Source organism: Cryobacterium sp. TMT4-10 (genome assembly GCF_004403275.1).
GTDB lineage: Bacteria > Actinomycetota > Actinomycetes > Actinomycetales > Microbacteriaceae > Cryobacterium > Cryobacterium shii.
In genome coordinates this window covers 81,172-93,889 of the sequence record NZ_SOGU01000056.1, presented here as the reverse complement: position 1 = coordinate 93,889, position 12,718 = coordinate 81,172, and the positions used below count along the sequence as shown (strand labels likewise).

Genomic DNA, 12,718 nt, shown 5'->3' with positions numbered 1-12,718 from the left:
CCGGCGTCCTAACGAAGTCCACTATGGTTATCAACAGTCAGCCCTGGCAGCGTAGAAGAATCCACTAATTCCGCTGTCCGAAATCCCCGCAGCAGCTCAAATCCATCTCCGACGAATGGATGCCACGAAGCAGGGTCGCCAGCATTTCGAGGCCTTCTTGGCCGGCACACCAGGCCACTACTTTGCTGGATCCCAATACCTGGCCGCACAAGACTGGCAGCACAGCGGAGTGGTCAACTCAAACGGCACGAAGGTTTGGAAGACCGACAAGGTCGGCGCCGTAGTAGTTAGGCCCGGCGTCGAGATTGGACCGAGGGCTGTTCCAGTGCAGGAAACCGAGCGCAGGCACCTCAAGACCTACAGCAGCATGAGCCCTCTAGACGCGATCATTGTCGACGAGGTTCACGTCTTCTCGAATCGTGACGCCATTGGGCTCCGCACTCTCAAGACCATCGAGTCCGTCTGGCGAGTTGGCATGAGCGGCACGCCGTACGGTAACAAATTCGTCGGGATGTGGGCCATCACGCGTTGGTTGTGGCCGGACGAGATCCCCCGGTCTTTCTGGGTCTGGTCCAACGATTGGTGCTCAACAGAGTCCTACGCGGCGGAAGACGGACGGACCGTAGACAACCTGACCGGTGAACGCATCCCAGGAACATTCGTCGCTAGCCTTCCCTGCTACATCCGTTCGGAAGCCGTCATGAAGCCACCGCCCGCCAAGATCATCTACGTAGACCTCCTTGCACAGCAGCGCGCCGATTATGACTCGCTCGAGGAGGAAATGCTGGTGTGGTTACAGTCACATCAAGGGCGAGCACCTCTTGTGGCTCAGACGCCCATTACCCTCCGAGCGCGCCTCCGCACCGCGACACTCGGTGTGATGTCGTTGGATACGAACGGCGACATTTTCTTCGGTCTCGACACCCAGTCGACGAAGCTCGTCGAGTTGTTCAAGCTTCTTCACCTATACGGTGACCAGCCGGTTGCGATCTACACCGACTCGAAACGCTTCGCCAAAGTAACCGCCGCGAGGCTGCAAGCCGCTGGGTACAACGCCGCCGAATGGTCCGGCGACGTGTCCTCCAAACAGCGCGACGAGATCAAACAAGGATTCCTTGATCGAAAGATCCAGTACCTCGTGGCCGTAATCCCAGCGTTTTCAACCGGCCTCGACGGTTTTCAGACCGTCTGCAACAAGATCGTATGGTTGTCCGAGTCCGAGAACCACATCTTGAACAACCAGGCGCTTGCCCGATTCTTTCGGCCCGGTCGCCAAGGTAACTTCGAACACGTGAAGATTCTCGCCCGGAACACCCACGATGAGGGCATCTACTCTCGGAAAATCATGGAGACGCTCCTCATGAGCGCCACCCTTCGAGCTGGCCCACGGCACAGACTCGGTGACGGCGTTATGACTCAATAAGCCAAGCTTCCCAAGAGACTGAGCTCGCAACCAACGGATACGAGTCATCTCATCGGTTCCCTGGCGCTGGTCTATGCCGCGGGAATCCGAGCGGGCTATCCCCACCACCATGTCTCGCAAGCACCGGGCGAGATGGGTGCGCTGACAATCAGCTACGAGACCCCTCACCCCTGACGCAGCAGACCAGCAACGTCAATGTCTACTGCGTGTCGTGGGAAGACCTTGTCAGTGTCAGAGCCCCGACCTACACTTCCCATATCGAATAAATGTTCGATAGCAGGGGTTGGAGGTACGGATGCGACAGAGCTTCCCGCACCTCCACGTTGCCTCCGCGTACTCGCCGCACTACGGCGTGACCATGCCCGAAGTCCTCGTCGACCAGGCTGCGGCCGCCGGCGCTGACTTCCTCGCTCTCACCGACCGGGACGGGCTGTACGGGGCTGTGAAGCATGTGCGGGCGTGTGCGGCTGCGGGGATCCAGCCGGGCCTCGGCGCGGACCTGGCCGTCCACGATGACGGACACCGGCCGCTCGGCCGGGTGACCCTGCTCGCGCACGGCGCGGACGGCCGCGGTTACGCCGCCCTTTGCCGGGCCGTGAGCTCCGCCCACGAGGCAGGAAGGGTTCCGAGCATCGACCGGCGCCGGCTCGCTACCTGGGCGGAGGGCCGTGCCCTCACAGTGCTCCTCGGGCCGCTTTCCGATGTGGGGCTCGCGGTAGAACGCCGAGACAGCGCTGAGTCGGACGCTGGGTTGCGCGCGTGGCTCCGCGTCATGCCGATCGGCTCCGTCACCCTCGAAGTCGTCTGCCACCTCGCACCTACCGGGCAACGCGGTTCCGTGGCCGCGGCCACCCGGATGCTGGGACTCGCCGAGGACACCGGCACCCCCGCCATCCTCTCCAACGCCGTCCGCTACGGCGAACCGGGCGACGCGACTACCGCGGACCTCGCCGACGCGACCCGCCTCCTCACCCCACTCGCCCAACTCGAGGAGCCGCAGGCGAACGGGCAAGCCTGGCTGAAAGACGGGCAGCACATGCGCCAAGTCGCACGCATGGTCGTCGACGCCGGCGCCCGAAATCCCGACGCCCTCGACCAACTCCTGCAGGCGACCCGCGACCTGGCGGACCGGTGCGCCCTGGACTCGGCCGCGGACATCGGACTCGGCACGCCGAGGATGCCGGAGGCCTCGATCATCGGGGTGGTCGGTGACCCGGTGGCTGAGCTGTGGCGGCGGGCCCGGCACGGCATCGACGACCGCTACGCCGGCACCGCCCTCGCCCGTGCCGCACACCTGGAACTCGCGCATGAGATGGAGACGGTCGAACGTCTCGGCTTCGCCGCGTATTTCTTGACCGTGGCCCGCGTCGCCGACCTGATCCGGGGCATGGGCGTCCGGGTGCAAGCCCGGGGTTCCGGTGTCGGCTCGGTCTTGAACTACGCACTCCGCACCTCATCCGTCGAGCCCATCGAGAACGGCCTCATCTGGGAACGGTTCCTCTCCCCTGAACGCCAGACCCTCCCTGACATCGACATCGACGTCGAATCCGCCCGGCGCCACGACATCTACCGGGAAGTGTTCCAAGTCTTCGGCTCAGACCGGGTGTCGCTGATGTCGATGACCAACGCATACCGGGGGCGGGGCGCCGTCCGCGACGCCGGGCTCGCGCTCGGCATGCCGGAAGACCAAGTCGCGGCGATCGCGAAGCAGATGTGGCGGTTCAACGCCCGCGACTTCCGCCGTGCCCTCGAGGAGAAACCCGAGCTCGCCGACCTCGCCCGGCAGGTCCGCGAGTCGCAGCAGCTGGACCAGCTCGTGGACCTGACCGCGAAGCTCGACCGGCTCCCCCGCCACATCAGCGTGCACCCCTGCGGCGTCATTCTCTCCGACACCTCCCTCCTCGACCGGACACCGGTGCAACGCTCGGGGATGGGTCTGCCGATGTCCCAGTACGACAAACACGACATGGACCCGATGGGTCTCATCAAGCTCGACATCCTCGGCGTCCGGATGCAGTCAGCGATGGCGTACGCGATCGAGGAGCACCGGCGCCTCACCGGCGAGACCATCGACCTGGACCGGGTCCCCCTCGACGACGAACCCACCTACGAAATGCTCCGCACCACCCGCACCCTCGGCGTCTTCCAATTGGAGTCGCCCGGGCAGATGGAGCTGATCGGGAAGCTCCAACCGGCAGTCTTCAACGACCTGACCGTGGAGATCAGCCTGTTCCGCCCCGGCCCCATGCAAGCGAACATGCCCCTCCAGTATTTGAAGGCTCGGCACGGGGAAGTCACACCCGACCACATGCACCCACGGTTCAAACCCTTCCTCGCCGAAACCAACGGCGTCGTCGTCTTCCACGAACAGGTCATGCGCCTCTTCGACGAATTGACCGGCTGCGGGATGGGCAAGGCCGATGTGTTCCGCCGACACCTCGGCAAATCCGGCGACCTCGCCGAGATCGAAGCGTACGTGCGGCAGCAGGCGGCCACCCGCGGGTTCCCGGCGCCTGTCGTGGACCGGGCGTGGAAGGTGCTGTCCGGGTTCGGCAGCTTCGGGTTCGCCAAGGCACACGGGGCAGCGTTCGCCCGGACCACCTACGAGAGCGCCTGGCTGAAAACGCACCACCCGGCAACGTTCTTCGCCGGGCTCCTCACCCACGACCCCGGCATGTGGCCCAAAGACCTCATCGTCGCCGAAGTCCGCAACCTCGGCGTCCCCGTCCTCGGCCTCGACGTCCAAAAATCCGCACTGGACTACCGGGTCGAGCAGCTGGGCGACGGGCAGCTCGCCATCCGCCTCGCCCTGCCCGAACTCGCCGGCTCCAGCACGATCGAGCGGCAACGGATCGCCGAGCACCAACCGTTCTCCTCATTGCAGGACTTCCGCGACCGGGTGCGACCCCGCCGGCGCACCTTCGAAGCACTGGCCCGGGTCGGCGCCCTCGACTCATTCATCAGCTACGACCGCACCCGCCGCGGCGACCTGCTCGCCCACATCCAAGGCCTCGGCGGCAAAGCCCTCCCCGTCGGCCCCGACCAGCTCGCCTTCGACATCGAACTGCCCCTGCCCGACTTCTACCGGTCAGTCACCACCCTCGACCTCCGCGGCCGCACCCAAACAGACGTGGAACTCCGAGACCTCAGCCTCGCCGTCAGCCACCACCAAATGACCCGGTTCTACCCCCTCTTCAAAGAACTCGGAGTCACGCCCGCATCGGAGCTCGTCAACCTGCCCGGCGGCACCGAAGTCCTCGTCGCCGGGGTCCGCCGCGCCACGCACACACCCCCAATGCGAAGCGGCAAACGCGTCGTCTTCCTCTCCCTCGACGACGGAAGCGGACCGGTATCCAACGTGGTGTTCTTCCACGACGCACAGGCGCAGATCGGGGCGCCCGTGTTTCGCACCCACTACGCCCTAATCCGCGGCCGAACCAGGCGCACCGGCGCCCGCGGGGTATCTGTGACCGGCGAGCAAATGTGGGATCTGCTGGACGTGGCCGTGAAAGTCCGGGCACGCCAGGCCGCCGAGCAGGAACGGGAGCGGGTTGTGGTCGACGCAAAGGCGGCGGACAACGTCATCCAGATGTGGAGACGGAGAGCGTGAGATTAACGCCAGCCAGCCGAACGAAGCTCCCCAGGGGTTTCAGGTTGGGCTCACCACCCGGTCGGTGGTGTGACGCGGTCCTCACCCGACCGTTGGGTAGACCGAGGTGATTGCTGTGCTGGCCGGGACTAGCAGGGCATTGTTCCGCCCATGCCGTTGGAGGTCCAACAAACACCACCGTTGCCGCCGAGGCCGATGCCTCCTCCGCCCGGCTGACTTCCGTCACCACCGGAACTGGAACCACCGCCGCCGCTGGGTGCAGGCGCCGGTGCAGGAGCGCTGTAAGAACCGCCTCCGCTGGAAGAACCGCCACCGGAACTACTGCCTCCGTTGGAGGCGCGCGGACGGGCGTTGGCTGCGACACGGTCAGCCTCGGCGTTGGCCGCGACACGGGCGGATTCGGCTGCTTCAGCTGCCACACGGGCAGCTTCGGCTTCCGCAGCGACACGCGCAGCTTCGATCTCAGCGGCAATGCGCGCAGTCTCATCGGTCTGGAATGCAGCGAAGTCGCCGCGCAGTGCCGTGACGCTCGCGTCGAGCGTCACGGCCGCAGCCTTGGTGTCGGCTGCCTTGCTGGTTATCGCAGCAGCCTGGTCCCGGTCGGTGCACGTGGCGGTGGGGATCTTGATCTTCACGAGTGCAGCACGAGCCGTGGTCGCCTCGGCGATGTGCCCGGCACCGTCGGCGCGAGCTTCGACCGCGTCAACACCGGCGACAGCTTCGACACCATCACTGGCCTCAACAGCCTTGACCGCCTTCACGGCTTCGACGCCCGGACGGGCAGCGTAGGCGGTGCTGGTTCCGGCACCCTCCGGCAGTTCGAGCACCGTGACGGCCTCGAGCGCTGCGTCGGCCACAGCGAGGGATGCCTTCGCGCTCTTGGTGGCGTCGGCGCCGGCCTTCGTGGCCACCGTGCAGAGGCGCGCAGTCTCCTCGGCGTTGGCGTTGGCCACGCCCACGGAGGTGAGCGTGATGCCACTCACGATGATCACCACGGCGGCGAGCATGGCGAAAAGCTTCTTGCGGGCCGGGGGTGCCTTCGTACTTAGGGTACTGATCTCGTCAGTCATGGCCTTTATCTACTTTGTTCTGGTTGTCGAGGGGTTGGTGTTGGGGTGGTCAGCTATGCGCCGAAGCCGGGGCAGGTGGTCCAGAGGCCGGTCTTGGATGCCTGGACGTCTCGTTGAATGTTCGACAGGTGGTTGAACTCGGCATCGGCTGCGCGGCAGGCGAAGCCGACGCGACCTGTGGACTCCGAATAGCCCGGGCACCGATACAAGTCGCAAGTGCGATCCCTCAAGGTTCAACTCGCCAGAGGGCACACAGAAGAGCAAGCATCTTGGGCCCACGGGAGGCTGTTTAGGCGAGCTCCTGAGCCAGCAACCATCCGAAGGCCACGAGGCCAAGCAGCCCAAGAACGATACCGGCTATTGCAGTGCCGCGACCGGTCACTTTCTGTCGCCCGTCCAAGTCATGAGACTTCGCCAGTCCGATAGCGGAAAAAATGATTCCGAGAATGCTCAAAATCGCGAAGGGATTGATGAGAAAGCCCAGGAGGGCGAACACGCAGCCTGTGTACGCGAACGAGTTATTTCTACGGACCTCTCGGTCTTTTTCGCCACGAGTGAGCTTCGGGGCCAGCGCTGTAGTCGCACGTTGGTAGTGGTTCGCCATCGGCACGTACTCCTCAGGGGCCGAAGTACTCGCACCACCGTAGTGATTCGCCATCGGCACATACGCCTCAGTACTCGCTGACATCGCGTTGTCAACATCTGCTACTGGGACGCCTTGAGGGTTAGCCCGCCTATGCTCAGTCCAAACCGTGCCGTCCCACCACTGCAGGTGAGCCGAATCTGTGGGATCGACATACCAGCCAGGTTCAGGAACAGTCATGGTGCCCTTTCGATTTCGGGCACAATCATTTGCCCCCCACTCTCAGACTATGAATAGGGCAATCGCTCCAGTAGCCCCCGTGCTTGGGGCAGCACCGTACTCCGCCTCTCAACAGCGAGATCTTCCAAACCCGGGGAGCAAAGAGAAACTCGGGAGGCAACGGCCACCTATCCGTGGAGTGCGCAGGCCATCCGGTAGGTGTCCGAACTTGAGCGTGGCCTTTGGAATTCTGTGGCGCTTTCTGTGATCGCCGGGTGGCATCATGCTGAGGCCGCGAGAATCAAAAAAACCACAACGTCTCGTATCCCATGGGTTACGAGACGGTTTGGTTACGAGACATGCCTCAACGTCTTTGAGAAACTCCACAGTTAAGACAAGAGTTCTGAAGTTGAGATAATACGGAATTGTCTGAGGCCTTCGCCGCTACCTTCGCAGCTTCCTGAACCAGAGCGCGAACCGCGTGCGCGGCGTCGAGACGGTGGGTGCCGTTTGGTATTTAGCGGTGGAGTGCCGTTCTCTCCGTGCGTGGTCGGCTTCGCGGTTGGCTTCGATCTTTTGGTCCGACCATCGATCCGACCAGATGACGTCGCCGCGCCGGATCCAGTAGTGCGACTGACATGGAAAGCTCCAGTTCCCAATGGATGGTGTCAGGCTGATGGAGACGCCGTCAAAGATGATGGACCAGTTGTCTGGTGATAGTGGGGTGAACACCTTGATCCCGCATCCGCATGCGCAGAGGTGGAGTGCGCTGGCGTAAAGCGTTGAAACGTAGAGCATCCTCTCCGCCAGCACAGGTGGGAACTCGTCGATGAACTCACAGTCGAACGAGTGGGTTTTCATGCCGCGTCCTCGTTTGCGACGGCGTTGCTGTCGATCATGTAGATGGAGGTATCGGTGACGTCCAGGTCGTGGAAGAACCCGAGATGCTTCTTGAACCTGATGACGGCGAGGGCAGCGTTTAGCGCATTGAGATCGGCGATCTGGATGTTCTGCGTGTACTCGTTCGTGCTGTCGTCGCCAAACGATATTCGGCTGCGCGCATCGGCACGGCTCTGCGGGTCGTTCCGGCTGAGGGTCGTTCTTACTAGCCCGCCGAGCGACCCGTTGGTCTCATAGATGCCCATGCCTACGTCGATGAAGTCGATGCCGACCGACTCGAGGTGCGCGATGATGATTTTCTTGGCCGGGCCGTCGTCGATCGCGAGGAACGCAAAGTCGGTTCCGTCGAGCTCGCTCAGATTGGTGGTGTCGATGTTGACCGCGTGCGGGATGATTCCCTTCCTCATTGCGGCGTACCGCCCAGCCAGGTGGTCGACCTTGTATGGCGTGCAGCGGAGTTCATCGAGGGTGGGGGCGCCGGGGGCGCGGAACGCATTGTGCTGCAGGAAGCGATCTCCATCGAAGAGGTCGATTTCACCGATGGGTGTCTTGGCCAGGAGATCGAGGATGTAGGCGCCGGTACCGCCGAGTCCGATGATCGCGACCTTGCCAATCTGGAGCTTGCTGGCGACCGTCGCGATCCCTGCACGGCTGGATGCGGTGTCGAGGTAGTTGAAGACGCTGGTGTCGTCCTCGTCGGTTATGGGCGCGAAGGTCTGGGCGATCGCGTCCGGGTCCAGAGCCTGGGCTTCTTGAAGCAGGATCGTCGCGTACGTGCTCATCTTCGCGAAGTAGTCCGGGTACATACCGGACGGGACCGGCTTGTGCGAAAACATAAAGTTCACGGCGAGATTCAGCGTTAGCTGGATATCGACGACCGAGTTGATCAGGTTGTCGAGCTGGGCGCCGCTTGCGCTGCACGGCGTTTCGCCGACGAAGTAGACGACGTGAGTGTCCGGAGTGGTGGTGGTATCGCCGCTGAGGGTGAGCGTGGAGACGAGGGAGCCGTAGGTGACCTGGCGAGCTGCGGTGACGTAGGGAACGTGGGAGAGGACGAGGTGTCCGTCGATGACGGACACCTCGTAGCCCTGGTCACGCAGCTTTTGCAGGTCGGCGCTACGACTTATCAGTTGCTGTGACATTGAAGATGGTTCCGTTCTTGATCGTGACGGTCTCGCCGGCGCGCAGCGTTCCAGTGGGGCGCGGGCCGGCGCCGCGTGTGTAGCCGACCGTGAAGATGAGCTGAGAGCCGGTGGGTGGCGCAGGGAATGCGAGCGCGACGATTGTCTCGAAGGACACGACCGGGCCAGAGACGGTGTGCTTGGCGGTGTTGACTCGGATCTCAAAGGTGGTCGGTTCGGGTGCCTTCGTGAAGAAGCGGTCGCCGTTCTTGATGATGATGATCTCGTCCTCGGTGATGGGGTCGTCGAGGTCGTCGTAGATGTCCTTCCAGATGCGGTGGTCCTCCGGAATCGCCGGGGAAGTGAGCTCGCGCAGCTTCTGCTCAGTGACAGCGCCGGCCGGGACCCGGAAGGGCGCCGAATCGATGTAGATGGTGATGGGTGTGTTCGTGAAGAAGCGCAGGTCACCGCTGACGGTGATGGTGGAATTCGGCAAGACCGGGACGTCCTGTCCGTCCGGGAGGTCGAGCCACAGTTCGGTGGCTGCAGGAGTGGTGAGTTCCCGTAGTTCCTGACCGGTGACGTCGCCGTGCTCGAGCTGGAAGGGGATGTTGTCGATGTTGATTGTCGCGAAAAGCGGGCGGGCCGAGTTGTTCATTGGTCTCCTGACCGGGCCCAGGATGAGCCCTCACAGGGAACAGACGATGTAACTCTGAGGCTTCGTCAGGCGGCGCAGTCGGAGCAGATGCCTGCGGTCGAGGATGCCTCCGCGGACCCTTTCAACATGAAGCATTCGGTGCAAAGAAACTCGGATGGGGCCGCGATAGAACAGGCACAGCGACCGCACTCGGTGCAGGTCGGCTGATGACAGACGGAGCAAAGGTCTTGCGGTCCCGCCATAAACTCCGCGACGCAAGCGAGGTGGGGGCACACGTACCAGCGACCGTACGGAACGTTCTCGCGTCGAGCGATGGACAGTGCCCACGGCACTCGTTCGATCGCAGCGACGATGACGAAGTTGGTGCCGGCAGGCGTGGCCTGCATGAAATAGGTGTCGCCTGCAAGCTCGGTCCCATACGCGAGCTGTCCTCGCGCCGTAACTGTCGCGTTCGCGTGAGCACGCTGGATTGCTGACCAGATCGGCGTGGCCGTTTGGTCGCTTCGGCTTCCTGGGCGGATCGCGGTCGTCGACGTCGCAAACGTGACCGCGCCTTCGGCATTGAGAACAACAACATGACCGTCGCCGTCAATCTGGCGACGAGCTCGCATCGCGACCGCGGAGCGAGACACCGTCCCGAGTGTTCGCCAGAGCTGAACGACAGACTCGGCAGAGGGCGTCCCTGCGCCCAACATTCTGGACGCAGTCGACTCCGGGATCAGGATCGCTGCTGCGAATGTGTCGCAGGCCTCTTCCTCAAGCGCAGTTCCTCCATCCGAACGGTCCAAGAGCGAGTTGATGAGATCCTCGTCGGTCATTTGGAGGTGGTGCCCGAGCTCATGCAGAGCCGTGAAGTTCATCCGCTCCCGAGTTTCAGAGAACGCAATACCGATCCGAGGCGGTGTTTCCTCACCTCGGTACAGCCCGGCGACGTCGCATCGCGAATCCAAGTCCGTTCTTGAGGGCTCGAAGTCGAAGACCTCGACCTCGTTCCACTCACTCAGCCAGCGGATGGGGTCTTGACGGATTTCCTCCAACGAGATGTCGCCTCGAGCCTGCAAAGACGCAATCATGCGGCGGACATGGCCCGGAGCATCGAGTCGCGCGCGGATCCGGGCGGAGCGGCTGACGTCAGGCATCACGCTCCAGCTCGGACTGCAAATAGCTCAGGATTCGCGCACGCACACTCGCGGTCTCACGATTGTTGCCTTGCCGCGCAGCAAGCGCGTAGGCACCATAGGCCACGGATCGCCATGTCTCCGAGTCGGACCTGTGGCGCTTACGCGCCAGGTCGCGCAACGGACTGCGGTAGGCGGCGGACTGCAGCTCTTCCTGCCACTGCTGCGGCAGGATCGGGTTGGCAGAGAGGATCTCGTTCGCGGTCAGAGGCACCGTGCTCGCGAGGGCCTCCGCTTCCTCGGAGGTAACGGGTCGCACGTTTCGGAGAATATTGGCGCCAACGGCAAGCGGCGTGCCGAGCGCATCCGCGATCTGCCGCGAAGAAACACGGAGTTCCAGGAGACGCTTGCTCAGGGTGCCGTCACCTTCGCCCTTTCTGGTCCACGCCGCGAGCGAATCGACAGGTTCGGTCATCTGCGATTCAAGAACCTGATCGATGATCGGCCCCATTGTCTGACGTCCCGCCAAAGGAACAGAGCCGAGCATGACATCCAGGGTGAGCGGTGCGATCTTCCGGGCGTGGCGCCATAGAACGACGGCAGGCCGCCCCGCGAGGGCGACATGGTCCTCGTCCTCGAAGACCAGGTCATCGAAGTCGAAGAAGAACGGAGCAACACGAATCAAGATCTCGTTGACCTCAAGGATTACAACAAGCGCAGCAGTTTCATCCCAGAGGGCCCGCCAGACTTGGCCCGAGTCGGGCGCGACTGCCTCGATCGGTTGGGGGATTCTGATCCTCCGACCCAGCTCAACAAGGTCGGCGCGGGTCAGAGGAGGTAGGTCAACCATGACGACGCCCTCTCGGTAATTGGTGATCTCATCTGAACTGACGACCTAACTTGCAACCATGCCGGAGGACGAACACCATCGGATGGCCAGGCTCACTGCATCACGCCCGACGTCGCTGCCGGCGTAGATACGGAGACGTTCGAAAAGCGAGTCACGGGCCGGGTCTGACTTTGACCGGTCTGCGGCAGTTCCTGCGTTACTCAGGATACGGATGTCTACATCAGACAAGTCATCGTAGATCGTCCGCGCGAGCACCGAGACCTCGTCAGCCGGGTCAAGGGACAACGTCGGCCGCGGATTACTCGCCGATCCAGGAGACGTTGGTTCTGCGGCATCCAGATCGAAGCGGCGATAGAGGAAGCGGGCGAGGAGCTGAGCGCGTATCGCGCCAGCAGTCCGGATTAAGGCCTCATGACTCATGGTGAGAAGAGACTCGCGCACTGGACTCGGTGTAGGGCCGGAGCGGTTGAGGCGATGGATCGGCGTCACCTGCACGGATGCCGTCACGCGATCCAACTCTGCGATGTCCTCGCTCCACACCGTGGAACCGTTCGTCGGAATCGTCCATGCCTCTTCGCCGGCGAGCAGCTTGGTCGCACTCACGAAACGCTCGTCCTTTCCGAGCAGACCGCGCAACCGTAGCCGGAGTTTTCCGACCGGGGTCGCCTTCGCTTCGTCGATCATGAACCGCCGGATAGACGTGAGCAATAACCGTTCTAATGAGCCGTCGTCCGTCGCTGACACCACGCACCCGACTGCCATGCCGGACCCGCGCGCACTAGAAAGGATGCTCCCGACGTAATCGAGAACAGCCTGATCCGACCAGCTTCCATGCCCAAGTGGAGGGGGAAACGATTTGGTTCGGCCCGTCTGGCCCACGAGGCGAATCAGTAGATCGACCGTTTCCGGTCCAACCACGCCCGACTCGGTCAGCTCTTGGAACGCTGACATCAACACGACCCTCGACTAGAGAACAACCTTTCGTTCAACCTAGCGCCTACGACCGACTGATTCCGCGCACGAAGCGAAGCAGACAATCACTCTTGCAGTTGTCGCATAACCCTACGGATATAGGGCGTCTCACGACGCTCGCTATTCACCTCTGCAGATCGTCGGAATTGACCGGAATCTCGGGGCGCGGCGATTCGCATAACTACGTCGCATAA

The 12,718-nt window shown here is 62.9% G+C and carries 10 protein-coding genes and 1 pseudogene; 2 read left to right on the top strand and 9 right to left on the bottom strand.

What is annotated here, in order from left to right; all coding sequences use genetic code 11:
* Window positions 1-115: 115 nt before the first annotated feature.
* A complete protein-coding gene (locus E3T42_RS08980; RefSeq protein WP_134402871.1) occupies window positions 116-1,423 on the top strand; it encodes an SNF2-related protein in 1,308 nt (435 codons plus the stop codon).
* 295 nt (window positions 1,424-1,718) lie between these two features.
* A complete protein-coding gene (gene dnaE, locus E3T42_RS08975; protein ID WP_134402870.1) occupies window positions 1,719-5,033 on the top strand; it encodes a DNA polymerase III subunit alpha in 3,315 nt (1,104 codons plus the stop codon).
* Window positions 5,034-5,161: 128 nt separating this feature from the next.
* Here dnaE and E3T42_RS08970 read toward each other — a convergent pair whose 3' ends face one another.
* The 9 genes and pseudogenes from E3T42_RS08970 to E3T42_RS08935 form a co-directional block, all read right to left on the bottom strand.
* The gene (locus tag E3T42_RS08970) at window positions 5,162-6,103 is read right to left on the bottom strand and encodes a hypothetical protein (protein ID WP_134402869.1); all 942 of its coding nucleotides are present in this window, start codon (window positions 6,101-6,103) and stop codon (window positions 5,162-5,164) included.
* Between the two features lie 289 nt (window positions 6,104-6,392).
* Window positions 6,393-6,599: a hypothetical protein gene (locus E3T42_RS17295; protein WP_134402731.1), complete on the bottom strand. Its 207-nt coding sequence runs from the start codon at window positions 6,597-6,599 to the stop codon at window positions 6,393-6,395.
* A 225-nt stretch (window positions 6,600-6,824) separates the two neighbouring features.
* Window positions 6,825-6,926 (bottom strand): annotated as a pseudogene (locus tag E3T42_RS17620) (DUF2510 domain-containing protein); the annotation flags it as partial.
* Window positions 6,927-7,349: 423 nt separating this feature from the next.
* Window positions 7,350-7,766, bottom strand: a complete 417-nt coding sequence (locus E3T42_RS08960) for a DUF6527 family protein (protein WP_174776685.1) — start codon at window positions 7,764-7,766, stop codon at window positions 7,350-7,352.
* Complete coding sequence (locus tag E3T42_RS08955; protein WP_134402867.1) at window positions 7,763-8,947, bottom strand: ThiF family adenylyltransferase; 1,185 nt, start codon at window positions 8,945-8,947, stop codon at window positions 7,763-7,765. The genes E3T42_RS08960 and E3T42_RS08955 overlap by 4 nt, the downstream gene beginning before the upstream one ends.
* A complete protein-coding gene (locus E3T42_RS08950) occupies window positions 8,922-9,584 on the bottom strand; it encodes a multiubiquitin domain-containing protein (protein WP_134402866.1) in 663 nt (220 codons plus the stop codon). The genes E3T42_RS08955 and E3T42_RS08950 overlap by 26 nt, the downstream gene beginning before the upstream one ends.
* Window positions 9,585-9,649: 65 nt before the next feature.
* Window positions 9,650-10,723 (bottom strand): ImmA/IrrE family metallo-endopeptidase, encoded by a 1,074-nt coding sequence (locus E3T42_RS08945; RefSeq protein ID WP_134402865.1) that lies wholly within the window; start codon window positions 10,721-10,723, stop codon window positions 9,650-9,652.
* Complete coding sequence (locus tag E3T42_RS08940) at window positions 10,716-11,552, bottom strand: hypothetical protein (protein WP_134402864.1); 837 nt, start codon at window positions 11,550-11,552, stop codon at window positions 10,716-10,718. Before E3T42_RS08940 ends, E3T42_RS08945 begins: the two co-directional genes overlap by 8 nt.
* A gap of 45 nt (window positions 11,553-11,597) precedes the next feature.
* On the bottom strand, window positions 11,598-12,236 hold the full coding sequence (locus tag E3T42_RS08935; protein WP_134402863.1) for a hypothetical protein: 639 nt from the start codon (window positions 12,234-12,236) through the stop codon (window positions 11,598-11,600).
* Window positions 12,237-12,718: the final 482 nt, after the last annotated feature.